Annotated in this window: 27 protein-coding genes; 21 read left to right on the top strand and 6 right to left on the bottom strand. The window is 71.6% G+C overall.

The genetic code is table 11. From position 1 onward, the window contains the following. Window positions 1–16: 16 nt before the first annotated feature. Window positions 17–1735 carry a phospholipase D-like domain-containing protein gene (locus ESO89_RS01035; protein ID WP_241686085.1) on the top strand — a complete coding sequence of 573 codons (1719 nt, stop codon included), beginning with the start codon at window positions 17–19 and terminating at the stop codon, window positions 1733–1735. A 33-nt stretch (window positions 1736–1768) separates the two neighbouring features. Here the strand turns inward: ESO89_RS01035 and ESO89_RS01030 are convergent, their stop codons facing one another. Next, window positions 1769–3715, bottom strand: coding sequence for a DHH family phosphoesterase (locus tag ESO89_RS01030; RefSeq protein WP_128903829.1), 1947 nt, complete (start codon window positions 3713–3715; stop codon window positions 1769–1771). Window positions 3716–3883: 168 nt separating this feature from the next. Between ESO89_RS01030 and ESO89_RS01025 the strand changes: the two genes are divergently transcribed. The 5 genes from ESO89_RS01025 to ESO89_RS01005 all read left to right on the top strand — a co-directional run bounded on the left by ESO89_RS01025 (window position 3884) and on the right by ESO89_RS01005 (window position 7330). After that, the gene (locus tag ESO89_RS01025; RefSeq protein ID WP_050026215.1) at window positions 3884–4405 is read left to right on the top strand and encodes a Mov34/MPN/PAD-1 family protein; all 522 of its coding nucleotides are present in this window, start codon (window positions 3884–3886) and stop codon (window positions 4403–4405) included. After that, complete coding sequence (locus ESO89_RS01020) at window positions 4402–4848, top strand: adenylyltransferase/cytidyltransferase family protein (protein ID WP_206731711.1); 447 nt, start codon at window positions 4402–4404, stop codon at window positions 4846–4848. The genes ESO89_RS01025 and ESO89_RS01020 overlap by 4 nt, the downstream gene beginning before the upstream one ends. 102 nt (window positions 4849–4950) lie before the next feature. Then, entirely contained in the window at window positions 4951–6372 is a 1422-nt protein-coding gene (locus tag ESO89_RS01015) for a heme o synthase (RefSeq protein ID WP_128903827.1), read from the top strand. A gap of 71 nt (window positions 6373–6443) precedes the next feature. After that, window positions 6444–6686, top strand: a complete 243-nt coding sequence (locus ESO89_RS01010; RefSeq protein ID WP_128903826.1) for a SelT/SelW/SelH family protein — start codon at window positions 6444–6446, stop codon at window positions 6684–6686. A 74-nt stretch (window positions 6687–6760) separates the two neighbouring features. Then, window positions 6761–7330: a hypothetical protein gene (locus ESO89_RS01005; RefSeq protein ID WP_128903825.1), complete on the top strand. Its 570-nt coding sequence runs from the start codon at window positions 6761–6763 to the stop codon at window positions 7328–7330. 20 nt (window positions 7331–7350) lie between these two features. Here ESO89_RS01005 and ESO89_RS01000 read toward each other — a convergent pair whose 3' ends face one another. Both ESO89_RS01000 and ESO89_RS00995 read right to left on the bottom strand, forming a co-directional pair. After that, a complete protein-coding gene (locus ESO89_RS01000) occupies window positions 7351–9834 on the bottom strand; it encodes a heavy metal translocating P-type ATPase (protein WP_128903824.1) in 2484 nt (827 codons plus the stop codon). Window positions 9835–9912: 78 nt separating this feature from the next. Continuing rightward, entirely contained in the window at window positions 9913–10119 is a 207-nt protein-coding gene (locus ESO89_RS00995) for a hypothetical protein (protein ID WP_128903823.1), read from the bottom strand. Window positions 10120–10216: 97 nt separating this feature from the next. Here ESO89_RS00995 and ESO89_RS18350 point away from each other — a divergent pair, with 97 nt between their 5' ends. From ESO89_RS18350 to ESO89_RS00940, 12 genes are all read left to right on the top strand, one after another. Beyond that, window positions 10217–10393: a hypothetical protein gene (locus ESO89_RS18350; protein WP_164932724.1), complete on the top strand. Its 177-nt coding sequence runs from the start codon at window positions 10217–10219 to the stop codon at window positions 10391–10393. Window positions 10394–10400: 7 nt separating this feature from the next. Beyond that, window positions 10401–10916 (top strand): cytochrome c oxidase subunit II, encoded by a 516-nt coding sequence (locus ESO89_RS00990; RefSeq protein WP_128903822.1) that lies wholly within the window; start codon window positions 10401–10403, stop codon window positions 10914–10916. Beyond that, window positions 10913–12706, top strand: coding sequence for a b(o/a)3-type cytochrome-c oxidase subunit 1 (locus tag ESO89_RS00985; RefSeq protein WP_128903821.1), 1794 nt, complete (start codon window positions 10913–10915; stop codon window positions 12704–12706). Before ESO89_RS00990 ends, ESO89_RS00985 begins: the two co-directional genes overlap by 4 nt. Then, window positions 12703–12918, top strand: coding sequence for a CbaC protein (locus ESO89_RS00980; RefSeq protein ID WP_128903820.1), 216 nt, complete (start codon window positions 12703–12705; stop codon window positions 12916–12918). The genes ESO89_RS00985 and ESO89_RS00980 overlap by 4 nt, the downstream gene beginning before the upstream one ends. A gap of 190 nt (window positions 12919–13108) precedes the next feature. Then, on the top strand, window positions 13109–14107 hold the full coding sequence (gene cofD / locus ESO89_RS00975; RefSeq protein ID WP_128903819.1) for a 2-phospho-L-lactate transferase: 999 nt from the start codon (window positions 13109–13111) through the stop codon (window positions 14105–14107). Next, a complete protein-coding gene (locus ESO89_RS00970; protein WP_128903818.1) occupies window positions 14104–14931 on the top strand; it encodes a tRNA-dihydrouridine synthase in 828 nt (275 codons plus the stop codon). The genes cofD and ESO89_RS00970 overlap by 4 nt, the downstream gene beginning before the upstream one ends. Next, window positions 14928–15872 carry a triphosphoribosyl-dephospho-CoA synthase gene (locus tag ESO89_RS00965; RefSeq protein ID WP_128903817.1) on the top strand — a complete coding sequence of 315 codons (945 nt, stop codon included), beginning with the start codon at window positions 14928–14930 and terminating at the stop codon, window positions 15870–15872. The genes ESO89_RS00970 and ESO89_RS00965 overlap by 4 nt, the downstream gene beginning before the upstream one ends. Further along, entirely contained in the window at window positions 15869–16510 is a 642-nt protein-coding gene (locus tag ESO89_RS00960; protein WP_128903816.1) for a DUF447 domain-containing protein, read from the top strand. The genes ESO89_RS00965 and ESO89_RS00960 overlap by 4 nt, the downstream gene beginning before the upstream one ends. A 93-nt stretch (window positions 16511–16603) precedes the next feature. Next, window positions 16604–16798: a 30S ribosomal protein S17e gene (locus ESO89_RS00955; protein WP_127118462.1), complete on the top strand. Its 195-nt coding sequence runs from the start codon at window positions 16604–16606 to the stop codon at window positions 16796–16798. Between the two features lie 117 nt (window positions 16799–16915). Beyond that, on the top strand, window positions 16916–18151 hold the full coding sequence (locus tag ESO89_RS00950) for a tripartite tricarboxylate transporter permease (RefSeq protein WP_128903815.1): 1236 nt from the start codon (window positions 16916–16918) through the stop codon (window positions 18149–18151). A gap of 84 nt (window positions 18152–18235) precedes the next feature. Beyond that, a complete protein-coding gene (locus ESO89_RS00945; RefSeq protein ID WP_004047107.1) occupies window positions 18236–18415 on the top strand; it encodes an HVO_2753 family zinc finger protein in 180 nt (59 codons plus the stop codon). Window positions 18416–18417: 2 nt separating this feature from the next. Further along, a complete protein-coding gene (locus tag ESO89_RS00940; RefSeq protein ID WP_128903814.1) occupies window positions 18418–18684 on the top strand; it encodes an elongation factor 1-beta in 267 nt (88 codons plus the stop codon). 90 nt (window positions 18685–18774) lie between these two features. Here ESO89_RS00940 and ESO89_RS00935 read toward each other — a convergent pair whose 3' ends face one another. The 3 genes from ESO89_RS00935 to ESO89_RS00925 all read right to left on the bottom strand — a co-directional run bounded on the left by ESO89_RS00935 (window position 18775) and on the right by ESO89_RS00925 (window position 21307). Further along, a complete protein-coding gene (locus tag ESO89_RS00935) occupies window positions 18775–19143 on the bottom strand; it encodes a thioredoxin family protein (RefSeq protein ID WP_394345362.1) in 369 nt (122 codons plus the stop codon). Window positions 19144–19259: 116 nt separating this feature from the next. Further along, window positions 19260–20246 carry a Gfo/Idh/MocA family protein gene (locus ESO89_RS00930; RefSeq protein WP_128903812.1) on the bottom strand — a complete coding sequence of 329 codons (987 nt, stop codon included), beginning with the start codon at window positions 20244–20246 and terminating at the stop codon, window positions 19260–19262. A gap of 143 nt (window positions 20247–20389) precedes the next feature. Beyond that, the gene (locus ESO89_RS00925; protein WP_128903811.1) at window positions 20390–21307 is read right to left on the bottom strand and encodes an isoaspartyl peptidase/L-asparaginase; all 918 of its coding nucleotides are present in this window, start codon (window positions 21305–21307) and stop codon (window positions 20390–20392) included. Between the two features lie 137 nt (window positions 21308–21444). Here ESO89_RS00925 and ESO89_RS00920 point away from each other — a divergent pair, with 137 nt between their 5' ends. The 3 genes from ESO89_RS00920 (at window position 21445) to icd (ending at window position 25402) form a co-directional block, all read left to right on the top strand. Next, a complete protein-coding gene (locus tag ESO89_RS00920) occupies window positions 21445–22959 on the top strand; it encodes an HTTM domain-containing protein (RefSeq protein WP_241686084.1) in 1515 nt (504 codons plus the stop codon). Window positions 22960–23015: 56 nt separating this feature from the next. Next, entirely contained in the window at window positions 23016–24032 is a 1017-nt protein-coding gene (locus ESO89_RS00915) for a glycosyltransferase family 2 protein (RefSeq protein ID WP_128903809.1), read from the top strand. Between the two features lie 107 nt (window positions 24033–24139). Beyond that, a complete protein-coding gene (gene icd / locus ESO89_RS00910) occupies window positions 24140–25402 on the top strand; it encodes an isocitrate dehydrogenase (NADP(+)) (RefSeq protein ID WP_128903808.1) in 1263 nt (420 codons plus the stop codon). The last annotated feature ends 5 nt before the right edge of the window (window positions 25403–25407 follow it).

The raw sequence follows: 25407 nt of genomic DNA, 5'->3' as shown, positions 1-25407 counted from the left end.
CGCGGGCAGACCCCGCGTGTCGTCGACCCTGACGCTCCCCGGAGACCCGTCGGTCGGTAGCGTCGGGACCGTCGCCGCCGTCGCGCTCCTTCTCGTCGTCCTGACGCTCACCGTGCCGACCGCGGTCGCGGCCGATCCCGGAGACGGGATCGACGACGCCGGAGTCGAGATGGGGGCCGTCGGGGAGACGGGCAACGGGACGGCTCCGACCGCCGACCCGCGGATCGTCGAGCTGTTTCCGAACCCGACGGCGGCGGAGAACCGGGGCGAGTACCTCGTCGTGCGCCTCCCCGAGCGCGGGAACTGGTCGCTCTCGGACGGCTACCACGAGACGCGGCTCCCGGCGAACGCGAGCGGCCGGGTGGCGCTGTCGATGGACCCCGCGAACACGACGGCGCTGCTCGACGACGAGGCGGCGAGCGTCGATCGCGGTCCGGCCAAGCTCCGCGCGCTCAACGGCTACTTCCCGCTGTCGGCCGCCGGAGACCGGATCGAACTTCGACGGAACGGGGCTGCGGTCGATACCGTCGCCTACGACCGCGCCCCGGAGGGACACCGCTGGCGCGTCGACTGGGGGGAGTGGCGAGCGCGCGGCCACGACCCGCGGACGGCGACGCGCACCGAGAACGCGACCGTGACGCCGTTCGTGTTGCCGGACAGCCCGAGTGTGCCCGTCGAACCGCTCCGCGCGGCCGACGACCGACTGCTGCTCGCCGGCTACACCCTCGAGTCGGACCGCGTCGCCGACCTGCTCGTCGCGGCCGCCGGTCGCGGCGTCGACGTGCGAGTTCTCGTCGAGGGATCGCCGGTCGGCGGGTTCTCCGCGCGGAGCGCCCGCTTTCTCGACCGGGTCGCGGCCGCCGGGGTCGAGGTCCGCGTGCTCGACGGCGACCCCGAGCGGTTCCGCTTCCACCACGCGAAGTACGCGGTGGCCGACGACCGCGCGGTCGTCCTCACGGAGAACTGGAAGGCGTCCGGGACCGGCGGGCGGACCAACCGCGGCTGGGGAGTGGTGACGAACGGACGCGAGGCGGACTCCGAGACCGCGGCCGACGACCTCGCCGCCCTCTTTCGCGAGGACGCGACGGCGCCCGACGCCCGGTCGTGGAGCGCGTTCCGGACCGACACCGAGTTCCACGAGTCGGGGACGGCGAACGGGTCGTATCCGACGCGGTTCGAGCCGCCGGGTGCGACGACCGCGGACGTCGAACTCCTGACGACCCCGGGCAACGCCGCCGACCGCCTGGTCGAACGGATCGACGCCGCCGACGACCGCGTGTTGGGCGTGGTCCCGCGGACGGGCGGACCGGACAACCGGATCGTCCGTGCGCTCCGGCGGGCGGCCGACCGCGGCGTCGACGTTCACCTCCTGCTGTCCGGCGCGTGGTACGACCGCGAGACGAACCGCGCGCTCGTCGACGAACTCGCCGACGAGCCGATCGAGGTGGCCATCGCTCAGCCGCGAGGCCGGTTCGGGAAGGTCCACGCCAAGGGGCTCGTCGTCGACGACACCGCCGTCGTCGGCAGCCTCAACTGGAACGAGGGCGCGGCGACGGAGAACCGGGAGGTGCTGCTCGCGGTCGAAGACGAATCGGTCGCGGAGTTCTACGCCCGCGCGTACGCGGCCGACTGGCGCGGCGGCGGGGTCCACCTGCCGGTCGGGTTGCTCGGCGGACTGGGAGTCGCCCTCGCGGGCGCCGGAGCCGTCGCTCGCAGGGAGGTGGCGTTCGCGTAGCAGCGCTCGAAAAACTGATCGACGGGACCCGGTTCAGTCGTCGATCGCGACCGTCGACGAGAGCGCCTCGTCGATCTCTGCGTCGGCCATCTTCTCGACGAGCGTCTCGATAACGGCGCTCCGTCGGCCCTTCACGAACTTGATCGAGCCGACGACAAGGTGGCCGCCGCCCGAGACGCCCGCCTCCGGAAGCTCCTCGTTCAGTTCGGTCACCATGTTCGGGATGTCGAGCCGGACGCCGTCGGACCGAAGCACGCAGAAGTCGGGGCCGTAGCCGATGGTGATGACGGGGTCGCCCGTCTCAGTGACGCGGGTGTCGTGAAGCTCGCCGGTCGTCTTTCCGGGCGCGGGGTAGGTGAACCGGTGGGCGTACTCGTCGAGGTCGATGCGGTAGAGGTGCGCGCCGGAGGCGAGCCGCTCGTGGTCGACGTGGTCGTCGACGGCGTCGAGCTGGCGTTGCACGTCGCGGTCGGCCCGCTCGGAGAGGAACTCGACCAGCTCCTCGTGCCGCTCCTCGTCCTCACAGCCGACGTTGAGGGCGTCGTTGACGAGCGTCTTCCCCTCGGAGTAGCGCAGCCAGTGGGCGGCGTAGTCGAGCGCCTCGCCGATGTCGAGCAGGTCGGACTCGTCGTAGCCGGCGTCCTCGGCGAGCGCGACGTAGTCGTCCATCGCCTCCGCCTTCGACCGGTCGGAGAGCCCGGCGACGGCCGGGACGTGTTCGAGCTCGCCGGAGATCGACGGGTCGATCAGCCGGGCGAGCTCGACGCACATCATTCCCGTCGTGACCCGGTAGTCCTCGCCGTGGAGGTACGGATTCACGTGGGCGTCGAGCAGCGGCTCGACCGCCTCGGGGTCGGGGTGATGGTGGTCGACGGCCGCGATGGGGATGTCGTAGTGCGCGAGGTTCTCGTAGGCGGGCACGTCCTCCTCGGTCGACCCGTTGTCGAGCATCAGCAGGAAGGGGAGCTTCTGGCCGTGGCGGGCGCGCCCCTCCAGCGCGAAGTTCAGGTCGCGGGTCACGTCCTCCATCTCGTAGTACGGCGCCTTGCTCGGGAGCCGCTTGAACAGGTGTCGGGCCGCGTCCGGGTCCTCGTGCACGTCACAGACGAAGTTCTCTAAGGCGAGCTGGACGGGGATCGCGGCGCACATCCCGTCGCCGTCGGCGTGGTGCCGGACGCGGATCGGACGCCCGGAGAGCACGGTTCGACGGAGCAGCCGCGCCAGCTCGCGGAGGTCGTCGTGGATCGGCTCGAACGCTTCCCACTCGACGAGGGGGTCGACATCGGCGGGCTCGGCGCGCTCGTCGAGAGCCGCCTCGAACCGCTCGCGGGCCTCGGTCGCTCGCTCCTCGGGGAGCCGCTTCAGCGAGTCGACCTCCAGCTGGAGGGCGTTCTCGCGCGTCTCGATCGTCCCGCTGACGTGGACCATGTCGCCGACTTCGACCTCGGGGTACGCCCGGACGCCGGCCTCCTCGAAGGCGGCACAGGAGACGACGCCGGAGGCGTCCGCGACGGCGAAGATCGTCGGGCCGCCCGTCTGCTTCGCCTGCACGACCTCCCCTTCGACGGTGACCTCGTCGCCGGGCGCGAGCCCGCGGATGCGGGAGACGGTCGGCTCGTGAGCGACCGTCTCCGTGCGGTAGTCGTCGAGGTCGACGTCGTCGAACGCCACGTCGCCGTTCTCTTTCACCTCGGTCAGCCGGACGACCAGCCGGTTGCCGACGGCGTAGGTGCTGTCGAGGTTCGACTCGTGGACGAGCCCCGAGAGGGCGTCGGAGACGTCGACGAAGATCCCGTAGTCGACGACACCGTTGACCTCGGCGTGGTACAGCGCGTCGGCCTCGGCGTCTTCGAGGGTGCAGTCCGGTGCCAGATCGTAGACAGTCGGCCGGTCGTCGGCCGCCCCCTCCGCCGCGTCGGCGTCGGGTTCGGGGCTCGAATCGCCCCGCGTGCCGGAATCCCCGGCGGTGTTCTTGCTCATGGACGCTCATCGGGAACGGCCGGTGTTAAGCCTGTTCTCTTGCGTCTCCGCCGTCGTCGGTCGCGGCTCAGACGCCGCCGGAGACGCGCTCCGACCGCGCTCTCGGCGGGGACCGCCGCCGCCCCGCGGTCCGGAATCCATATGGGGCGACGGCGTCTCTCGTCGCGTATGCGACTGTTCCGCTCGGACGAGCTCCTCGGGATCGCCCGGGAGACTATGGAGTTCGTCCTCGAGGCGAGCGAGGAGAGCCACCCCGACGAGTACATGGGGTTCCTCCGCGCGGACGACGCCCGGAAGCTCGACCTCGACCGGGACGGACAGGTGATCACCGATGTGCTCGTCATTCCGGGCACGGAGTCGAACCCGACGAGCGCTAGCGTCCGCACGCACATGAAGCCGAACGACATGCGCGCGGTCGGCTCGGTCCACTCGCACCCGAACGGCGCCCTCCGGCCGAGTGACGCCGACCTCGCGACGTTCGGGCAGGGGCGGGTCCACATCATCGTCGGCGCGCCCTACGGGTGGGGCGACTGGAAGGCGTTCGACAACGAGGGCAACCAGACCACCCTCGACGTGCTCGACGTGGAGGTCCCCGACGAGCACTTCTTCGATTTCACGCAAGAGGATATCGACCGCGAGATCGGCGAGGAGCGACGCGACGGCGGCGGCTTCCTCTCGTGGTTCCGATGACGCGGGTCGTCGCACAGGGGACCTTCGACCTGCTTCACCCCGGCCACGTCCACTACCTGGAGGACGCCGCGACGTACGGCGACGAGCTCCACGCCATCGTCGCCCGCCGCGCCAACGTCACGCACAAGCCGGCGCCGATCCTCTGTGCCGAGCAGCGCCGCGACATGGTCGCCGCGCTCGACGCGGTCGACGAGGCGCACCTCGGCCACCCGGAGGACGTGTTCGTCCCCATCGAGCGCCTCGATCCCGACGTGATCGTGTTGGGCTACGACCAGCACCACGACGAGGCCGACATCGCAGACGCGCTCGCGGAGCGCGGCATCGACTGCCGGGTCGAGCGCGCCTCGGCCCGCGACCCCCGGTACGAGGACGAACTGCTCTCCAGCGGCGACATCGTCGATCGGATCTTGCAGCGGCGGGGGTCCGACCGCGACGCGACGTAGCGACGACGCCCGCGCCGCGACAGAGCGGAGCCACGAGGCGGCGGACGCCGATAATACGACGAAGCGCGGAACCTATATGGGTCGGTTCCTAAGAGCGGCCAAGTGACGATACCCGACCGATTCCCCGCGGTGCTCGCGGCGGCGGCGATGGGCGTGTACCTGCTCATCGTCGTCGGCGCCACCACCTCCCTCACGGAGGCGGCCGCGGCATGCGGGGGCTGGCCCGCCTGCGGCGACGGCACCGCCCTCCCCGCCGAGACCGCCGGGTGGGTCGCGCTCGGCCACCGGCTCCTCGCCGTCGTCGTCGGAACGCTCGTCGCCCTCTCGGCCGCCCTCGCGTGGCGCGACGACGCGAGCCGCCGGATTCGGGCCGCGCTTACTCTCGCCCTGTTCGTGTACCCGGCGCAGGCCGGAGTGGGCGCGCTCGTCGCGGTCGGCGGGCTCCCGGCCGCGCTCGGCTCCCTCCACCTCCTCCTCGGCGTGGCCATCTTCGCGGCCGTGCTCGCCGGGCTCGCGTGGTGGTTGGAAGCCGAGACCGGGGACCCGGACGACGCCCCGGACGACTTCCAGTCCGGGACCGACGACCTCCCGCCGGTTGAGGAGGTCCCCGATCCCGACGTTCCGACCGCGACCGGTCCGCGGCTGAAGGCGACCGCGGCGGCGTATTTCCGGCTGATGAAGCCGCGGCTGATGTGGCTGCTCTGTCTGGTCGCCGCCGCCGCGATGGCGCTGGCGGAGCCGGTGGCGACGGAAGGCGCCCCCGGGTTCACCCCCCGCGTCGTGGCCGCGACGCTCGTCGGCGGCGCGCTCTCGATCGGCGCCTCCGGCACGTTCAACCACGTGTTCGAACGCGACGTGGACAAGCGGATGCAGCGCACCAACGACCGCCCGCTGGCGACGGACCTCGTGCCGGTGTCCCGCGCGCTCGCGTTCGGGGGGTTCCTCACGCTCGTCTCGGTCGGTCTGTTCTGGACGGTGAACGCGCTGACGGCGGCGCTCGGGCTGATCGCGATCGCGTTCTACAGCGTCGTGTACACACTGGTTCTGAAGCCGAACACGGTGCAAAACACCGTGATCGGCGGGGCCGCCGGCGCGCTCCCGGCCCTCATCGGCTGGGCCGCGGTGACCGGCGAGATCGGCGGCGGCGGGCTGTTGCTCGCCTTGATCATCTTCCTGTGGACGCCGGCCCACTTCTACAACCTCGCGCTGGCCTACAAGGACGACTACGAGCGCGGCGGCTTCCCGATGATGCCCGTGGTCCGCGGCGAGACGACGACGCGCCGGCACATCGTCTGGTACCTCGGCGCGACGCTCGTCGCGGCCGTCGCGCTCGCGGCCGTCGCCGAGCCGCTCGGCGCGCTCTACGCCGTCGTGGGCGTCGCGGTCGGCGCCCTGTTCCTCTGGACGGTCGTCCGACTCCACTACGAGCAGAGCGAGGACGCGGCGTTCCGGGCGTTCCACGCGTCGAACGCCTACCTCGGCCTCCTGCTGTTCGCCGTCGTCTTCGACGCGCTCGTGGTCTGAGCGCGACGGTCCGGGAGAGACGTCGGTTGGACGCCCCATTTTAACACCGCTCGCGTTCTACGCTTCCCCGTATGACCCGCATCGAAGTCGAGTACTGCGTCCCGTGCGGCATGTTGAACCGCGCCCAAGACGTCTCGGCGGCCATCCTCAAGCAGTTCGGCGAGCGGATCGACGAGGTCGCGTTGGTGACGGGCGACGACGGCGTGTTCGTCGTGCGCGCCGACGGCGAGGTCGTCTTCGACAAGACGGAGGACGAGTACGACGTGGACGCCATCGTGCGCGCGGTGAAACCGCACGTCGGCGCGACGGCGTAGCGAATACCGCCAACCGCGGCGGGCGCGGTTGCGGCCGGGGTACTTTCATTATCACACGCTAACAATTCACACCGATGACGGATCGATCGGTCGGCAGTCCGGAGGGACGGCGGGCGGGCGACGACCGGTCCGCGGGCGACGACCGGTCCGCAGACGCCGGTTCGTCGGACCGACCGTCGGCCGGCCGCGAGTGGACCCGACGCGTGTGGTACCGGTCGCGCGCCGGGCTCGCCGTGGTCGCGGCGGACCTGCTCCTGATGACGCTGCTCGTGGCGGGCACGGTCGTCGCCTACGAGATTCCGTTCTCTGAGCTGAGCCGGATCTCCGACGGGATCGTCCCGCCGTACGTGTACGCGTTCAGCCTGTTCGGGGCGCTGGGGTTCGTCTTCACGGCGCTGATCGAGGAGTTCGACAGCTCGGTCAGCGACGTGCTCCGGTACAACTTCCGGCTGCCGGCCGCCGTACCGCTCGGCGTCGGGATCTACCTCCTGTCGGGCGTCATCCTCGGCGACGGCGCGGCCGACGTTCCGCTCGTCGCCGGCACGGTCTTCCTCGCGGGGCTGTACGTCAACCTCGCGTACAAGCGGCTCGGAGCGCTGGCGCGGCGGCTTCTCCCGGGCAATCGGGGAGGCGCCGACGAGTGACGCGCCCACTGGAGCGCTCGCTACTCGCCCTTGTACACGACTCGCGCGGAGTTCGACACGACGAGGAGGCTGCTCGTGGCCATCGCGACCGCGGCGAAGAGCGGGTTGAGGACCCCCGAGACGGCCATCGGGATCGCGACCGCGTTGTAGACGAACGCCCACCCGAGGTTCTGCTTGAGCCGGCGGTTCGTCCCGCGGGTGACCGCGAACAGCTCCGGGATCGCCGAGAGCCGGTCCTCCAGCAGGACGGCGTCGGCGGCGTCGGCGGCCAGATCGGTCCCGCTGGCGACCGAGACGCCGATGTCGGCCGCCGCGAGCGCGGGCGCGTCGTTGCTCCCGTCGCCGACCATCGCGACGCGCTCGGTCGCGGTCAGCCGCCGGACCGTCTCCGCCTTCGCCTCCGGCGGGACCTCCGCGAACGTCTGGTCAATGTCGGGGTGTTCCTCGAACCGCCGGGCCGCGGCCCGCGAGTCGCCGGTGAGCACGACCACTCGGCGACCGTCCGCCGCGAGTTCCTCGACGACCGCCTCCCAGCCGTCGCGCACCTCGTCGCCGACGACGAGCACCCCCCTGACGCCCCCGTCCCAGCCGACGTACACGGGAACGCGACCCGCCTCGCGGGCCTTCTCGCCGGCCGCGTCGAGCGACTCGGGCACGGTCCACGCGTCGCCTTCGAACAGCGAACGGTGGCCGACGACGGCCTCGTCGTCGTCGATCCGGCCGGAGACCCCTCTGTCCGTGACCGTCACGTTCGCGGCGGGAGCGCGCGACGGGTCGGTCGTGGCCGCCGTACTGCGGTCGGCTGGCGTGTCGCCGTCGCCGACCGCCGTACCGCCGTCGGTCGGCGCGGCGGCCGGCGGCGCGCCGGAGCCGGTGGGGGATCCGTCGCGTTCCGGCTCGCGCCCTGCCACCCCCGCGACGATCGCCTCTGCGATCGGGTGGACCGAAGCGCGCTCCAGCGCCGCTGCCCGTTTTCGGACGGTTTCTCGGTCCGCTCCGTCCGTCTCGGCGTCGAGCAGCCGCATCTCCCCGTCGGTGAGGGTGCCGGTCTTGTCGAGCACGACCGTGTCCACGTCGGCGGCCTCCTCGAAGACGGCGTCGGAGACGATCACGATCCCCAGCCGGGCCGCGTCCCGGATCCCGGCCGCGACCGCGAGGGGGGTCGCGAGCCCGAGCGCGCACGGACACGAGACGATGAGCACCGTGAGCCCGACTAGCGCCGCCTCGGTGGGTTGGGCGCCGAGCGCGAGCGTCGCGCCGGCCGCGAGGACCGCGACGGCGACGACGAGGGGGACGAACACCGTCGCAAGCTTGTCGACGAGCCGCTGGAGCCCGGACCGCGAGCTCTGGATCTCCCACAGCATCCGCACGAGCGTGTCGAGGGTGCTCTCGGCGCCCTCGCCCACCTCGACGACGACCGGGGCGTCGGTGACGACGGTGCCGCCGCGGACCGCGTCGCCCTCGCGTTTCGTCGCCGGGAGCGACTCGCCGGTGACCAAGGCCTCGTCGACCGCGGCGGTCCCCTCGACGACGGTCCCGTCGAACGGGACGCGCTCGCCGGGGCGCACGAGCAGGCGATCGCCGGGGTCCACCGCGTCGGCGGCGACCGTCTCGCCCGCCTCGGTCCGGACGTCCCGATCCGTCGCGGTCGTCAGCTCCGAGAGGGCGCCGGTCGCGCGCCGCTTGATCAGCGATTCGTAGTGGTTGCCGGCGGTGACCACCAGGATGACCGCGATCGTCACGTCGAAGTAGAGGTCGGTCCGGCCGAGGAACATCGCGAGGGTGCTGTACGCGTACGAGCTCACCGCCGCGAGCGACACCAACAGGTCCATGTTCGGCTGTCGCGCCCGGAGGCTCACGTAGGCGCCCCGCAGGATGGGGTATCCCGTGTAAAACAGGACGATGGAGGCGAACACCCAGATCTGCGTGAACAGGTAGAGCCCGGAGACCCCGCCCAGATCGAGGAACGGCTCGTAGCCGAAGTAGGTGGGGTACAGGAAGACGACGTACCACAGCATCGCCATCATCCCGAAGAAGCCGCCGCCGATCAGGAACCGGACGACGGCGTCGTCGCCCTCGGCGTCGGGGTCGGCGCGGTGGCTCGCCGAGTAGCCGGCGACCGAGAGGCGGTCGGGGAGGTCGTCGGCGTCGACGACCTCGGGGTCGTAGTCGACCCGGATCGTGTCGGTGGCGTAGCTCGCCTCCGCGGCCGCCACGCCGGGCTGTTCGCCCGCGGTCATCTCCAGGAACGACTCGCAGGTCGCGCAGTGCATCCCGTCGACGTGGAGGAACGCCGTCTCGCCGTCGAACTCGTCGTCCGGCGTCGCGTCCGGCCGCCGCTCCTCGACCTCGTCGAGTCCCCCGTCGGGTCCGTCCGCACCCTCGGCGTCGCCGAGCGACCGCGCGACGGCGAGACACCCCCGACAGCAGAACTCGCCGTCGACGTCCGGCGCCGCGTGAGGGTCGTCCCCGGTCGGCAGGTCACAGAGTGTACAGGGTGGCATGCGTGTTCGCTTCCGTCGTTCCGCAGGAGGGGGTCGCGGCCCTGACGCGCCGCGTTTCGATCGGTGCGTTCCGGTCGACTACGTCTGTTCGGGGTCCGCCGCCCCGTCGCCGCCGCCGATCCCCGGCAGGCTCCCGCCGGTCGCGACCCGGAGGCTCGCCCAGATGAGCAGCACGTTCACCAGCGAGACCGCGACGACGATTTCCGATCGATCCGCGATGAACACCGCCACGGGGATGAGTCCCCCGAGCACGAGGAGCACGGCCTGTTGAACCGAGACGTTCATGTCGGAACCAACGGTCCGCGGGACATATATAATATCCGTGTTTTCAGGGTCCGAGAACGGGTGGACGTTATATGGTTCCTTGCCGACAAGACGGCCCATGGGCCGAAACGAGACAGCACACGCTCCCGCAGACGACGTGGGCGGTGACATCGAGGAATTCGATCCGATCGGGACGCTCACGCTCATCGCGATCTACTTCGCGATTCTGGTGTTGTCGTGGGTGTACATCTACTACATCGAGTTCCTCGGCCGCGATCTGGTCGTCGTGGGGTGATCACAACATGCACATTCACGCCTACGAGAAAATCTGGCTGGCGGCGTCGGTGCTCCTGATACTGTTCCTCCTCGGGTCGGTCACCTACGGCGCCGTCGGTCCCGGCGTCGCGATGGTGAGCGACAGCGAGCCGGCGGTCGACGCCGGCGCGCTCGACGAAGACGAGCGGTTCTCGGAGCCCCGGGTCGAACAGGTCGGCGAAAACGAGTACGCGGCGTACGTCGTCGCACGGCAGTTCGGCTTCCAGCCCGATCCGATCGTGGTGCCCGAAAACAGCACGGTGACGTTCTACGTCACCTCCCGGGACGTGATCCACGGGTTCGAGGTCGTCGGGACGAACGCCAACACGATGGTGATACCCGGCGAAGTCTCGGAGATCACCGTCGAGACCGACGGTCCGGCCGAGTACGGCATCGTCTGTAACGAGTACTGCGGCGCCGGCCACCACGCGATGGAGGGCAAACTGGAGGTCGTGAGCCAGTCTGAGTTCGACGATCGGACCAACGGGGGTGACGGCGAATGAGCGAGGCGATCGAGGGCGACCGGACCTTCGCCGACAGGTTCCCCGAGGAGGCGCGGGTCGTCCGCGCCGCGCTGCTCGGGTCGTTCCTCGCGCTCACGCTCGGCGCGATCTTCGGGATCATCCAGACGCTCCACCGGACCGGCGTCTTCCGCGGAGTCATTTCCTCCACCGACTACTACACGTCGCTCACCGCACACGGGGTGTTCCTCGCGCTCAGCTTCACGACGTTCTTCCTCGTCGGGCTGTTCACCTGGGCGGTCGTGCGGAGCCTCGACCGACCGCTGATCGACATCCGGATCACGTGGACGTGGTACGGACTGATGGCCGCCGGGATGACGATGACCGGGATCTCGATCCTCGCCGGCTTCACCGACGCGATCGACATGAGCGCGGACGTGCTCTTCACCTTCTACGCTCCGCTCCAGGCGCACCCCCTGTTCTACGCGGGACTCGCCGTCTTCATCGTCGGGTCGTGGATCGCCGGCGCCGACTACTTCCGGACGTGGCTCGCGTGGAAGCGCGACAACCCCGACGAGCGGATTCCGCTGCAGACGTTCATGGTGCTGACGACGATGGCGATGTGGTACATCGCGTCCTCGGCCGTGGCCGCGTCGGTGCTCATCTTCCTGCTGCCGTGGTCGCTCGGCCTGATCGATCAGGTGAACCCGACGCTGACCCGGACGCTGTTCTGGTTCTTCGGCCACCCCGTCGTCTACTTCTGGCTGATGCCGGCGTACCTGCTGTGGTACACCGTCCTCCCGAAGCTAGCCGGCGGGCGGCTGTTCAGCGACCCGCTCGCCCGCGTCGTGTTCGTGCTGTTCCTGCTCCTCTCCACCCCGGTCGGGATTCACCACCAGTACCTCGATCCGGGGATCGCGGAGGGGTTCAAGTTCATCTCGATGACGAACACGTTCTTCCTCCTGCTGCCGAGCCTGCTCACCGCGTTCACGGTGGTCGCGAGCGTGGAGTACGGCGCCCGCCAGCGCGGCGGGACCGGCCTCCTCGGCTGGCTCACCGACCTCCCGTGGCGGGACCCGGCGTTCACCGGGATGATGCTCGCGGGACTGATGTTCGCCGCCGGCGGCTTCTCCGGGATGGTGAACGCCGGGATGAACATCAACTACATGATCCACAACACGATCTGGATTCCCGGCCACTTCCACCTCACCGTGGGGACCGCGGTGGCTCTCACGTTCATGGCCGCCACCTACTGGCTCTGGCCGCAGATCACCAACAAGCCGATCTACAGCCGAACGATCGGGCTGGTCCAGGTCGTCGTCTGGTTCGTCGGCATGGGGCTGATGTCGAACGCGATGCACGCGCAGGGAATCCTCGGCGTCCCGCGGCGGACCGCGGAGCCGGAGTACTCCGGGTTCGACTACCCGACGATGTTCGGCGGGTTCGAGGAGCTGAACGTCCAGATCGCGATCGGCGGAACGCTGCTGTTCGTCTCGACGGTCCTGTTCATCGGGAACCTCGTGCTCACGATGGGGAACCCGAAGGTCTCCGGGCTCGCCGAGACGCTGCCGCCGGCGCTGTCCGGACCCGACGACGCGCCGCGCGTGCTCGATAACCTCCGCCTGTGGGTCGGTATCGCGGTCACGCTGGTCGTCCTCGCGTATGCGCTCCCGCTGGCGGCGATCATCAACCGCGGCGGGCTGCTCGGGCCGGGCGTCGGCACGTACCCGGTGTGGCTTGCGCCCGCGCTCGACGCCCTCGCGAACGCGGCGACCCCGCTGCTCGGTGCAATCGGCGACGCGTCGGCCGCGCTCGTCGAGGTGGTCCGATGACCGTCGACGTGACCCGCGGCGGACTCCTCGTGACGCTCGCGATCTTCGGCGTGATCGTCTACGAGCTCCGGACGGTGCTCGACTTCGTCGGCGTCGAACTGCCGATCATCCCGTACATGGCCGCTGTCTTCGTCCTCGCCGGCGCCTCGGTTTGGTACGTCACGCTGAAGGGCGGCTGGCGGACCGAGCCCGAGGGAGACGAACCGGCGTAGCGGACCGGTACAGCGCGTCCGACCGACCGCCCCTCGCGGGCCCCGAGGGATGCGTCCTAGCGCAACGGGACTCGGCTATCCGCTGGACCGACGCCGGGCATCCGCGGAGCCGACGCCGGGCTCCCGCCAGCGCCGACGCCGGGCGTCCGCGGAGCCGAGGATACAAATCGGGGCGCCGCCTTGCGGACGTATGGTCACGTTCCTCGCCGGCGGCACGGGGACGCCGAAGCTCCTCGACGGGGCGACCCGCGTGTGGGACCCCGCGGAGACCGCGGTCGTCGCCAACACCGGCGACGACATCGAGCTCGGCGGTCACCTCGTCTGCCCCGACGTCGACACCGTGCTGTTCGCCGGCGGCGGCGTCCTCGACCGCGAGACGTGGTGGGGGATCGCGGACGACACGACGGCGACCCACGAGGAACTCCGCCGCCTCGCGGAGGCGGCCGGACTCGAAACGGGACCCCGATACCTCGACGACGAGGCGCAGACGGCGGGTCGCGAAATCGCCCGCTGGCGGCGCTTCTCGGGCGTCGGCGAGTTCATGGAGATCGGCGACCGCGACCGCGCGGTCCACGTCACGCGCACGAGCCTCCTCGACGAGGGGGGATCACTCACCGAGGCGATCCGGACCCTCGCGGACGCCTTCGACCTCGATATCGACCTCCTGCCGATGTCCGATGACCCGGTTGCGACGCTGATCCGCACCGAGGCGGGCGAGACGATCCACTTCCAGGAGTACTGGGTCGCGCGCCGGGGCGGACCGGCGGTCGCGGACGTTGAGTTCCGAGGCGCGTCGGAGGCGGAGCCGACCCCTGCGGTCCGTGAAGCGCTCGCCGAGCCGGTCGTCATCGGCCCCTCCAACCCCGTGACGAGCGTCGGGCCGATGCTCGCGCTCCCGGGCGTCGAGGCGGCGCTGTCGACGACACCCGTGGTCGCCGTCTCCCCGTTCGTCGGCGACGAGGTCTACTCCGGTCCCGCCGCCGACCTGATGGCTGGCGTCGGTCGCGAGCCCTCCACGGGGGGCGTCGCCGACGCGTACCCGTTCGCGGACGCGCTCGTCCTCGACGACGACGATCCGACCGAGCTTCCCGACCGCCACGTCGAGCGCACCGACACCCGCATCGACGGCGCGGACGACGCGGAGCGCGTCGCTCTGGCGTGCGAGCGCGCGCTGGAGGCGGTCTCGTGAGCGACCGCGGATCCGACGACGACCCGTTCCTCGTCGCGGCCAGCCTCAGCGGCGCGGCCGACGCCGACTGGGCGCGGACCGCGGCCCCGCACGTCGACGCCGCGGTTCTCGGAGGGATCGCGCTCGACCCGGCGAGTCGGGCGGCCGCGCGCGACCTCGTCGCCCGCGACCGCTCGGAGTTCCTCCCCGCGGACCCGCTCGCGTGGATCGACCAGCAGCTCGGCCGGCTCGCCGACGCCCCCCTCCGCCCCGGCGTCAACGTCCGGAGCGCGACCGTCGACCCCGTGCGCGAGGCGGCGGCGGTCTGCGCCGAGCGCGACGCGGTCTGCGAGGTGAACGCGCACTGCCGACAGCCGGAACTGCGCGCGGTCGGCTGCGGCGAGTCGCTCCTCCGGGACACCGACCGACTGGCCGAGTACGTGGCCGCCGCCGCCGAGACCGGCGCGACGACGAGCGTGAAAGTGCGCGCCGAGGTCCCCGGCGTCGACCTCGTCGCCGTCGCGGACGCGGTCGCCGACGCGGGCGCTGACTGGCTCCACGTCGACGCGATGGACTCGGAGGCGGTCGTCTCGGAGCTGATCGCCGGCCGGACGGTTGGCAAGGCCGAGCGCCCCCGCGACGACCTCACCGTCATCGCCAACAACGGCGTTCGGGGCCGGGAGACCGTCGCAGAGTACGCCGAGTACGGGGCTGACGCCGTGAGCGTCGGTCGGCCGAGCGAGCGTCCGGCGGTCCTCTCCCGAGTCGCCGACGCGGTGGAGGCGTGGCGAGACGGGGAACTCCTCGCGGGGGGCGAGGCGGTCCCGCCGGAGGCGCCGCAGTGACACCGACCCCCGTCGACGACGCGACCCTCGCGCTCCTGCTGGAGGTGGCCGGGACCCCGAAGCCCGGCAACGTCGACCGGCGCCGCGACCTCGACGACCTCCGGTTCGAGGCGTTCCTCGGCGGGGCGGTCGGCGCCCGCGAGGGACTCAAACTGGCCGCCGACGGGGAGACGGAGATCGGCCGCGCCTTCGAGCGCGGCGTCGCCGGGATGGCGGCGCGGGCCGGGACGAACACCCAGTTCGGCTGTCTCCTCCTGCTCGTTCCGTTGGTACGGGCGACCGTTGGGGGCGAGGGGTCCGATGACGGGCTCTCTCCAGCGAACGTCGACCGGGTGGCCCGAGAGACGACCGTGGACGACGCGGTCGCGTTCTACCGCGCGTTCGAGCACGTCGACGTCGCGGTCGGGGACCCGCCGGCTGACGCCGCCGACCTCGACGTGCGCCGCGGGAGCGACGCGGCCCCCGCGCTCCGGGAGCGGAGCGCAACTCTTCGGGACGTGATGGCGCTCTCCGCGGACCCTTCCAAACCCAGAATTCCCGACCGCAACGCGCAGGAGTGGGTGGAGGGGTTCCCGCGGACGTTCCGCGCGGCCGAGTGGATACGGAGCGACGAGGGTCCCTTGACCGACCGCGCGGCCCGGGCGTTCCTCGGCCTGCTCGCGACCGAACCCGACACGCTGGTCGCGGCGACCCACGGTCCGGAGGCGGCCCGCGAGGCCAGCGAGCGCGCGGCCGCGGTGCTGGGCGGCGCGGGCGGAGGCTCCGGCGCGCACGCCGACGCGGTTCACGACGCCGACGCGGTTCACGACGCCGACCTCGACGCCGCGGAGGACTTGGCGGCCGCGTTCGTCGACGAGGGGATCAACCCCGGGACGACCGCCGACCTCACCTGTGCGGCGCTGTACGTCGCCCTCCGGCGCGGGGCGGAGGTGGGACCGTGAACGGCACCGACCGCGACACCGCGGACACCGTCACGCCCGCCGGTTGGCCGGTCGCCCTCCGCGGCGTCACCGAGTCGGTCGTGACGACGCTCGGGCCGAACGACCGCTGGAATGTCGCGGCGCTCGGGCTCCACGCGCCCGACGATCCGAGCGACCCCGTCACCGCGCGGACGTACGGGCGCACCCGAACGCGGCGGAATTTCGCGGAGCGCGGCGGCGGCGTCGTGCAGTTCACGACCGATCCGCGGACGTTCGTCGACGCCGCGCTGACGGTCCGCGAGGTCGACGAGCCGGTGCTCCCGACCGCCGACGCGTGGGTCGAGGTGACCGCCGAGGAGGTCGCGAGCGACGTCGAGGGCGACACCACGATCCGGACGTGGGCGCTCGACCCGGTCGAGCACGCGGTCGTGAGAGAGCGCGTCCCGACGGTGAACCGCGGGTTCGGGGCCGTTATCGACGCGACGGTGGCCGCCTCGCGGCTGGACGTACCGGAATTCGACACGGCGGAACTTCTCGACCGGCTGCGGTACTTCGCAGACGTGGTCGAGCGGTGCGGCGGGCCGGCCGAGCGCGAGGCGTTCGCACGGATCGGCGAGGTGACCGGGTGGCGAGAGCGGGCGGACGGGGACGAGGAGTGACCGTGGACGCTGAAGTCGATCGACGCGAGCGCGCCTGCGGCCCGCTCGCGGCGTAACGAACCCTTTTAGTTCGGGCCGGCGGTATCGCTCGGTATGGCCATCAAACCCAAGTACATCAAGCAGCTCGGGAACGTCCTGCTTGAGCGGTACCCCGACTCGTTCAACACGGACTTCGAGACGAACAAGGAGAGCGTCACCACGCTGACGACCGTCGAGTCGAAGGGCGTTCGTAACCGGATCGCCGGCTACGTCACTCAGAAGAAGTCGCAGGCGGCCCAGAAAGCGTAAGCGGCTTCGAGTTCTCACCGGTTCGTTTCGCTCCCGTCGAGCCGCGGCCGTCGCTGGCGCCGTCGGTCGGAGACCGCTCCCCACGTTTATCCTCGAAGCCGCGGCCACCTCGTCGCGATGGACGCGCTCGTGCGGCCGGTCGTCGAGCCGGGGTTCGCGGCGGCGGCGCTGGCGTTCCTGTGCGGAGGCGTCGCGCTCGGGACCGCGAGCGGACTCGTCCCGGGGCTCCACGCCAACAACTTCGCCCTGCTTCTGGCCGGACTGGCCCCCTCGGTGTCGGCCGACCCGCTGCTCGTCGGCGTCGCGATGCTCGGGGCGGGCGTGGTCCACTCCTTCCTCGACATCGTGCCCGCGCTCGCGCTCGGGGTCCCCGACGCGGCCACCGCGGTCGCCGCGCTGCCGGGCCATCGGCTCGTGGTGGCCGGGCGCGGCCGCGAGGCGATCCGGCTGTCCGCAGTCGGATCGGGACTGGCGGTCGCCCTCGCGGTCCCGCTCGCGATCCCGATCACGTGGGTCATGATCCGCGGCTACCCTGCTGTCAGAGACCACCTCCCGCTGCTTTTGGGCGGCGTCGTCGCCTTCCTCGTCCTCACCGAGTCGTCGAAGCGGGCCGCGCTCGGCGGCCTCGTCGCCTTCCTCGCGAGCGCCGCGCTCGGCCTCGCGACGCTCGACGCCGACCCCGCGGCGCCGCTCGACGCGGGCGGGGTCCTCGCGCCGCTCTTCGCCGGGCTGTTCGGCGCTCCGGTGCTCGTCGACGCGATGGGCGGCGGCGGCGTGCCGCCGCAGGCCGACGCGCGGATCGCGATGAGCCGCCGCGGGCTCGGTGCCAGCGCGGGCGGCGGGTCGCTCGCGGGGGCGGTCGTGGGATACGTACCGGGCGTCTCCGCGGCCATCGCGGCGGTCGCGGCGCTGCCGGCGGTCCCGCGCGAGGAGTCGGACCGCGGGTTCGTCGTCGCCACGAGCGGCGCGAACACGGCGAATACAGTTTTCGCGCTGTTCGCGCTCGTCGCGCTCGGGACGCCGCGAACGGGCGTGACCGTCGCGATCGACCGCGCCGAGGTCCCCTTCGCGCTCCCGATCCTCCTCGTCGCGGCCGCGACCGCCGCGGCGTGCGGGTTCGCGCTCGTGCTGCTGGTCGGCGACGCCTACCTCCGGGTCGTCGGGAACGCGGACTACACGCGGCTGTCGGTCGGCGTGTTGGCGCTGCTCGCGGGGATCTCGTACGCGTTCGCCGGCCCGTTCGGCGTCGGCGTGTTCGTCGTCGCCGGGGCGCTGGGGCTCGTCCCGCCGCGGGTCGGCGCGCGGCGGGTGCACTTGATGGGTGTGTTGATCGGGCCGCTTATCCTCGGGTGATCCGCGGTACCGCGTCTCACTCAGCCGTACGGAGAGCGAGGGCAAAGAACAACGGTTAAAAGTCGCGCGGTGGTGGTTCACTGTATGAGCGAGAGTGAAACGCAGGGCACCCGGCAGTGTGTCTCCTGTGGCATTCAGGTGGCCGGGATGAACGCCGCGCGGTTCTCCTGCCCCGACTGCGGAGAGACGATCCACCGGTGTGCGAAGTGCCGGAAGCAGAGCAACCTCTACGAGTGCCCCGACTGCGGCTTCCGAGGGCCCTAACAATGGGAGACGTCGCCGCCAAGATCAAGGTCATGCCGAACAGCCCCGACGTTGACCTCGACGACCTGCAGGACCGACTGGAAGAGTCGCTCCCGCAGGGCGCGAAGATCCGCGGCTTCCAGCGCGACGATGTCGCGTTCGGGCTCGTCGCCCTCATGCCCACCGTCATCGTCCCCGACGGCGCGGGCGGCACCGAGGCGGTCGAAGAAGCGTTCGACGAGGTCGACGGCGTCGAGTCCGTCGCCGTCGAAAACGTCGGTCGCCTCTAGGCGACTTCGTCGTCGTTGTAGACGACGCGAAACTGGTTTTCCCAGATCGTTCCTCGCCGGACAGCGTCGGCTGTACTGTCTGACCCGCCGTCACGCGACGCGGTCCGCGATCCACGCGGTGAGTTCGTCGCCGGGGACGAACCCCTCCGCGCGGCGCGCGACCGGCTCGCCGTCGACGAACAGCACGAACAGCGGGACGCTCCGCACGTCGAACCGCTCGATCAGGGGCGGGTCGTCGCGGGGGTTCACCGTGGCGACGGCGACGTCGAGCTCGCGGGCGACGTTGCCGAGGACGGGCTCCATGCTCGCGCAGATGCCGCAGCCGTCGGTGTAAAACTCGACCACGGCTGCGTCCGCGTCGGCGACGAACGCGTCGAGCTCGCCCTCGTCCGCGAGCTCGACGGGGCGACGGGCGCCCGCGTCGGGGGTCGAATCGCCGGGCGCAGTAGTGGGACTCATACGCATTATCGGTCGCGAGAGCGCATAAATGCTCGCCCCGGGGGACGGAGCAGCCGACGTGCGGCGGTGGGGTCGGAAACGGATTCGGTCGCGGTCGGCGGAACCGACCGACCCGCTCACTCGATCGCCACCGATCCGCCGCCGCCGGCGCTCTCGTACAGCGCGTCGATGACCCGCATGTTCGCGACCGCCTCCTCCCCGTCGGTCAGCGGGCGAGCGCCGTCGGCGAAGTGCTCTACCTGCAGCCGGTACTGATCGACGGGGCCGAACGTCTCGACGCCGCGACGCCCGTCGATCTCGTAGGTCAGCTCGACGGGCTCGTCGTCCGGCGCGTCGAACGCCCGTTCGACCGCGATCCAGCCGTTGGTCGCGTCGACCCGGTAGCGCTGGACCAGCTGCGTGTCGAAGCCGGAGGCGACCCGCGCAGACCGTCCGTCGTCGTACTCCAGCACGCCCGCCAGCTCCGTGTCGACGCCGGCGTCGCGGGTGTCGTTCGCGTGCGCGTACGCCCGGTCCGGCGTCCCGAGCACCGCCCTGACGAGCGAGACGGGGTAACACCCCACGTCCATCAGCGACCCGCCGGCGAGGTCGGGGTTCAGTCGCACGTCGTTCGGCCGGTCGTACAGCGGGAACCGGAACGTCGCGGTCACCGTGCGCACGTCTTCCAGCTCCCGCTCGATCAGCTTCAGAACGCGCTCGGTTCGGGGGTGGTATCGATACATGTACCCCTCCATCAGGACGACGCTCCGGTCGTCGCAGTGGTCGGTCACCTCGCGCGCCTCCGCGGCGTCGACCGCGAGCGGCTTCTCGCAGAGCACGTCGAGCCCCGCGTCGGCCGCCCGCTTCGTCCACTCGGCGTGGTACCCGTTCGGGAGCGGGACGTACACCGCGTCGATCCCGTCGTCTTCGAGCAGCGCCTCGTACGAGCCGTGGCTCCGCGGTATCCCGTGCTCCTCCGCGAACCGCTCCGCGCGCCCGCCGTCCCGGGACGCGACCGCGCCGACGGCGTGGTCGCTGGCCGCGATCGCGGGCACGACCGCCTTCCGCGCGATCCCCGCCGTGCCGAGTACGCCGAAGGTGAGCGGCTCCGCCGTCGCGGTCACGCCTCGCCGCCCTCCGTTCGGTCCGCGGGTTCGCCGCCGGGGGCGCTCGGGTCTCCGGTCTCGGCTCCGTCGTTCCGTTTGCGCATACGATCGCCGACGGGCCGCACCACCAAAAGGCCCGGTGCGCCGTCCGGCGGTCGACGCTAGCGGGACGCGCTCGTCTGCATCCCGTCCGTGTTGAAGGCGCTCCCGGCCCCCTCGTCGCCGAGGACGATGACCCCGGCGCCCGAGCCGGTGACCGACTCGAACTCGTCGATCGCGCGCTCGGCCGCCTCCCGCGCCCCGAGCCCGTCTTCGAGGTGTTCCACGGCCCGCCGCGAGAGCGTCACGCGCGCGATGTCCTCGCCGGCTCCCGTCGCGCTCGCGCCGCCGGCCTCGGTACAGAAGAAGCCCGACCCGACCTGCGGCACGTCGCCGACGCGTCCCGCGAGCGCGAACGACCGGCCGCCCGTGGAGGTCGCCGCCGCGAATGCCTCGCCGTCGGTCGCGACCGCGCCGACCGTGTCGTGGTCGGGGGCGCGGCCCGGTTCGTCTTCATCCCCTCCGCCGGCCTCCGACCGCTCTCCCGCCTGATCGTCGCCGGCCCCGAACCGCGTCGCGAGCCAGTCGAGGTGCTCGCGGGGGCCGCCCCGCGGCGGGTCCTCCGCCTCGTACCGCTCGCGCGTCTCGTCGGTGAGCAGGTCGACGTCGGTCTCGATCCCGAACTCGTCGGCGAGGGCGACCGCGTGCTCTCCCGAGACGAAGATGTGCGGCGTCTCGGCGTGGACGACGCGGGCGACGCTCGCGGCGTGCTCGACGCCGGGCATCGAGCAGCCCGCACCGATCTCCCGGTCCGAAGTCATCACGCCCGCGTCGGTGCGGACGACGCCGTCGGACTGGACCGCGCCGCCGAGGCCGGCGTTAAACCGCGGGCTCGACTCGAGGACGCCGAGCGCCGCCTCGACCGCGTCGAGGGGCGTGTCGGCGTCGACGCCGCGGCGGGTCGCCTCGTCGAGCGTCGCCTGTCTGGGAGCCGGCTCGTCCGGGCGCCCTCCGGCGCCGCCGTGAGCGATGACGCGCATACGCGGGGGTCGCGCGGCGTCCCCAATAAGCGCGCGGAAAGCGGTGGGGCGGTGCCGGTCCCTTTCCTCGTCTCTCCTCTCCCCTCTTTCCCGCCGCCGCAAGACCTATCCTCGCCGCTCGGGGAGTCGTCACCATCGTGGCCGAACACCTCCCCGCCGCGCTCCGACGCCGAATCGGGATCGACGTGCGCGCGCTCGCGGCGTTCCGGGTCGCGCTCGGCGTCGTCCTCCTCATTGACCTCGCGCTGCGCGCCCGGAACCTGACGGCCTTCTACACCGACGCCGGCGTGCTCCCCCGTTCGCTGCTCGCGGAGTCGTACCCGCTCGCCGCCCGGTTCTCGCTCTACACGCTCTCCGGCGGCGCGTGGGCCGTCGTGCTGCTGTTCCTCGTCGCTGTTGTCGCCGCCGTCGCGCTCGCGGTCGGCTACCGAGCCCGGCTCGCGGCCGCGGGCTCGCTGGTCCTGCTCGCGTCGCTGCAGGCCCGGAATCCGTTCGTACTCAACGCCGGCGACACGCTGCTCTGGCAGCTGCTCGGGGCCGGCCTGCTGTGCCCGCTCGGCGCGCGGTGGTCGGTGGACGCGGTCCGGGGGCGGGGACGGGGGGACGCCCCGGGAGAACGCTTCCCGACCGAACGCTCCCGGGTCGCCGGCCCCGCCTCGGCCCTCCTGCTGACCGCCGTCCTCGCGGTGTACGTCTCGAACGCGGTCGTGAAGCTCCGCGGCGAGGCGTGGCCCGCGGGCGAGGCGGTCGAGACCGTCTTCCGGCTCACGTACCTCCGCGGCCCGCTCGGGGGGCTGATGCCGGAGAGCCCGGCGCTGCTCGCGGCGGCCACGTACGGCTGGCTCGCGCTGCTCGTCGCCTCGCCGCTCCTCGTCGCGGCCGCCGGCCGGGTCCGGGCCGGGCTCGCCGGAACCCTCGTCGCCGCCCACCTCTCGATGGCGTTCACGCTCCAGATCGGCATCTTCTCGGTCGTGTCGGCGACCGCCCTGCTGCCCTTCTTCCCGCCGTTCGTCTGGGACCGGATCGAGTCGCTGGCCGCGCCGGCCATCGAGAGATTTCGGTCGGCGCTCGATGGGATCTCCGAACCGCCAGCCGGAGGATCGGTCGCCGCCGATCGGGGCTTCGGAGGCGCCACGCTCTCCGGTGTCGTCCCCGACAGATCGATCCGCGACCGCGTCGTCGCCGCCGTCGCCACCGTGCTCCTCGTCTCGCTGCTCGCGTGGACCGCCATGGGACTCGGGGTCGTCGACGTGCGGGAGCCCGTCGCGGCGGTGTCCGACCCGGCCGAGAGCGACTGGGACATGTTCGCGCCGGAGCCGCCGTCGACCGACGACCTCGTGCTCGCGACGGCGACGACCGCCGACGGCGACCGGATCGACGCGCTGTACGGCGACCCGGTCGCGACGGATCGTCCCCCGTCCGACGCTCGGGGGTACCCGACCGCCCGCTGGCGGAAGCACTTCTCCCTGCTGTCGGCCGACGACACCGATCGCGTCGACGCGACGCTCGCGCACCTCTGTGACCGCGCGACGGGCTTCTCCGGCGGGGAGACGGAATCGGTGACGGTGTCGTCGGTCGAGGTCGACGTATCCGGGAACGACGAGAACGGGGAGACGCGGGTCGTGGAACTCGGCACGCGCGAGTGTCGGTGAGGGCGGGGCGTGCCAGATCGGCGGGCGTCGACGCGCGGCCGACCGGCTGACCACTTATGGGTCCCCCGCGCGAAGCGGTCGGCGTGACCAGCACGGACCAGGACCGCCCGCCGACCTCCGTTCTCCTCCCCACCGTGCGCTGGGCCGACGCCTGCGACGAGGTGGCCGGACAGCTCGGCGCACGCGACGAACTGCTCGTGATCTGCGACACCGACGACGACCCGGTCGCCGATCGCCGGGAAACGACCCCGGAGGGCGTCCGGATCGTCCTCGCCGGCGAGCCCGAGGGGTGCTCCGGGAAGGCGAACGCCATCGCCGCGGGGATGGAGGCGGCCGAACACCACCGGATCGTCTGGACCGACGACGACTTCGCGCACCCGGACGACTGGCTCGCGACGCTCGACGCCGACTACGAGCGACAGGGGCCGACGACGGAGGTCCCCGTCTTCGTCGGAGAAGATCCCCTCGCCCGCCTGTTCGAGCCCGCGTACGCGATCGGCGGGACCGCCGCGGTGTTCGCCGGCGGGATCGCTTGGGGCGGCGCGGTCGTCTTCGAGCGCGACGACCTCGGTCGTCCCGGATCGCTCTCCGACGCCGCCGCGGACGCCGACGCGGACGCTACCGACCCGGAGGCGGCGTTCCTCGCGGACCTCCGCCGGACCGTCAGCGACGACGGGACCCTCACCGAGTACCTCGACGTGACGGCCGCGGGCCGGACGCGGACCGTCCCGTGCGGCGGCTCCTTCCGCGGATCGGTGGAGCGGTTCGTCCGGTTCGTCCACATCATGCGGTTCCACACGCCCCGCGCGGCCGCGTTCGACGTCGCCTTTGCGGCCGCGTTCGCCGCGCTGTGTCTGTTCGCGCCGGTGGTCGGCGTGACGCTCGTCACCGCGATCTCGGCCGCGGTGTACGCCCGGTTCGGAGTCCGGCGGGCGACGTTCCTGCTCGCCGGTCCGGCCGTGCTCGTCGCGCCGCTCTTCCTCGCGTACGCGCTGGCGCGCCGGACGTTCGTCTGGGGTGACCGGCGCTACCGGTGGCGGTCGCTGTTCGACGTGGAGGTGCTCCCCGTCTGAGGACGGGTCTCCCGTGAGGCCGGCAAAACCGGGCGATTCTGGGGGCTCGGGCGGTCAGCGGCAAAGCGGCAGGCACTTTACGCGGGTCCGACAACGCACGCACGTTCATGAGCTACGACAAGGTCGATGTCCCGGACGACGGCGAGGCCATCACGCTGGCCGACGAGGAGAGCGGCGAGCTGAACGTCCCCGAGAACCCGATCATCCCGATCATTCACGGCGACGGGATCGGGACCGACGTCGGGCCGGCCGCCCAGAAGGTACTGGACGCCGCCGCCGAGGCGACGGGTCGGTCGATCGCGTGGATGCGCGTCTACGCGGGTTCGAGCGCCCGTGAGAAGTACGACGAGAACCTCCCCGACGACACCGTCTCGGCGATCCGTGACCACCGCGTCGCGATCAAGGGGCCGCTGACGACCCCCGTCGGCGCCGGCTTCCGCTCGCTCAACGTCGCGCTCCGCAAGGTGCTCGACCTGTACGCGAACGTCCGGCCAACCTACTACCTCGACGGGGTTCCCTCGCCCGTCAAGAACCCGGAAGAGATGGACATGATCACGTTCCGTGAGAACACCGAGGACGTCTACGCCGGCATCGAGTGGGAGGCCGGCACCGACGAGTCCGAACAAGTCCGCGGGTTCGTCGAAGCCGAGATGGGGATCGATGACGTGATCCACGACGGTCCCGTCGGGATCGGGGTCAAACCCATCTCCGAGTTCGGCTCGAAACGGCTCATCCGCGAGGCGATCGACTACGCGCTCGCGAACGACCGCGACTCGGTCACGCTCGTCCACAAGGGGAACATCATGAAGTTCACCGAGGGCGCGTTCCGCGACTGGGGCTACGAGGTCGCCGACGAGGAGTACGGCGCGGACGTGATCACCGAAGACGACCTGTGGGAGGACCACGACGGCGAACAGCCCGCGGGCACCGTCGTCGTCAAGGACCGCATCGCGGACAACATGCTCCAGCAGTTACTGACCCGCACGGACGAGTACTCCGTGATCGCGACGATGAACCTCAACGGCGACTACATGTCCGACGCCGCGGGTGCGCAGATCGGCGGGCTCGGCATCGCGCCCGGGATCAATCGCGGCCACGGGCGGTGCCTCGCAGAGCCCGTCCACGGCTCCGCGCCCAAGTACGCCGGTGAGGACAAGGTCAACCCCACCGCGATGATCCTCTCGGGCCGCGAGATGCTCGACTACCTCGGCTGGTCCGACGCCGCCGACCTCGTGCGCGACGCGGTCGAAGAGACGATCTCGTCCGGGCAGGTCACCTACGACCTCCACCGCCAGATCGAGGGCGGGGAGAAGCTCGCGACCAGCGAGTTCGCCGACGCCGTCGTCGAAAAGATCGACGAACTCGCCTAAACGGG

The organism is Halorubrum amylolyticum (assembly GCF_004114995.1).
Classification (GTDB): domain Archaea; phylum Halobacteriota; class Halobacteria; order Halobacteriales; family Haloferacaceae; genus Halorubrum; species Halorubrum amylolyticum.
This window is presented reverse-complemented; position numbering and strand designations above follow the sequence as displayed.

Bases quoted from the DNA above. Each gene is read 5' to 3' on its own strand.
- ESO89_RS01030 (WP_128903829.1), bottom strand. From the start codon at position 3,715: ATGAGCAAGAACACCGCCGGGGATTCCGGCACGCGGGGCGATTCGAGC.
- ESO89_RS01025 (WP_050026215.1), top strand. From the start codon at position 3,884: ATGCGACTGTTCCGCTCGGACGAGCTCCTCGGGATCGCCCGGGAGACT.
- ESO89_RS01020 (WP_206731711.1), top strand. From the start codon at position 4,402: ATGACGCGGGTCGTCGCACAGGGGACCTTCGACCTGCTTCACCCCGGC.
- ESO89_RS01010 (WP_128903826.1), top strand. From the start codon at position 6,444: ATGACCCGCATCGAAGTCGAGTACTGCGTCCCGTGCGGCATGTTGAAC.
- ESO89_RS01005 (WP_128903825.1), top strand. From the start codon at position 6,761: ATGACGGATCGATCGGTCGGCAGTCCGGAGGGACGGCGGGCGGGCGAC.
- ESO89_RS01000 (WP_128903824.1), bottom strand. From the start codon at position 9,834: ATGCCACCCTGTACACTCTGTGACCTGCCGACCGGGGACGACCCTCAC.
- ESO89_RS00995 (WP_128903823.1), bottom strand. From the start codon at position 10,119: ATGAACGTCTCGGTTCAACAGGCCGTGCTCCTCGTGCTCGGGGGACTC.
- ESO89_RS18350 (WP_164932724.1), top strand. From the start codon at position 10,217: ATGGGCCGAAACGAGACAGCACACGCTCCCGCAGACGACGTGGGCGGT.
- ESO89_RS00990 (WP_128903822.1), top strand. From the start codon at position 10,401: ATGCACATTCACGCCTACGAGAAAATCTGGCTGGCGGCGTCGGTGCTC.
- ESO89_RS00985 (WP_128903821.1), top strand. From the start codon at position 10,913: ATGAGCGAGGCGATCGAGGGCGACCGGACCTTCGCCGACAGGTTCCCC.
- ESO89_RS00980 (WP_128903820.1), top strand. From the start codon at position 12,703: ATGACCGTCGACGTGACCCGCGGCGGACTCCTCGTGACGCTCGCGATC.
- cofD (WP_128903819.1), top strand. From the start codon at position 13,109: ATGGTCACGTTCCTCGCCGGCGGCACGGGGACGCCGAAGCTCCTCGAC.
- ESO89_RS00955 (WP_127118462.1), top strand. From the start codon at position 16,604: ATGGCCATCAAACCCAAGTACATCAAGCAGCTCGGGAACGTCCTGCTT.
- ESO89_RS00950 (WP_128903815.1), top strand. From the start codon at position 16,916: ATGGACGCGCTCGTGCGGCCGGTCGTCGAGCCGGGGTTCGCGGCGGCG.
- ESO89_RS00945 (WP_004047107.1), top strand. From the start codon at position 18,236: ATGAGCGAGAGTGAAACGCAGGGCACCCGGCAGTGTGTCTCCTGTGGC.
- ESO89_RS00940 (WP_128903814.1), top strand. From the start codon at position 18,418: ATGGGAGACGTCGCCGCCAAGATCAAGGTCATGCCGAACAGCCCCGAC.
- ESO89_RS00935 (WP_394345362.1), bottom strand. From the start codon at position 19,143: ATGAGTCCCACTACTGCGCCCGGCGATTCGACCCCCGACGCGGGCGCC.
- ESO89_RS00925 (WP_128903811.1), bottom strand. From the start codon at position 21,307: ATGCGCGTCATCGCTCACGGCGGCGCCGGAGGGCGCCCGGACGAGCCG.
- ESO89_RS00915 (WP_128903809.1), top strand. From the start codon at position 23,016: ATGGGTCCCCCGCGCGAAGCGGTCGGCGTGACCAGCACGGACCAGGAC.
- icd (WP_128903808.1), top strand. From the start codon at position 24,140: ATGAGCTACGACAAGGTCGATGTCCCGGACGACGGCGAGGCCATCACG.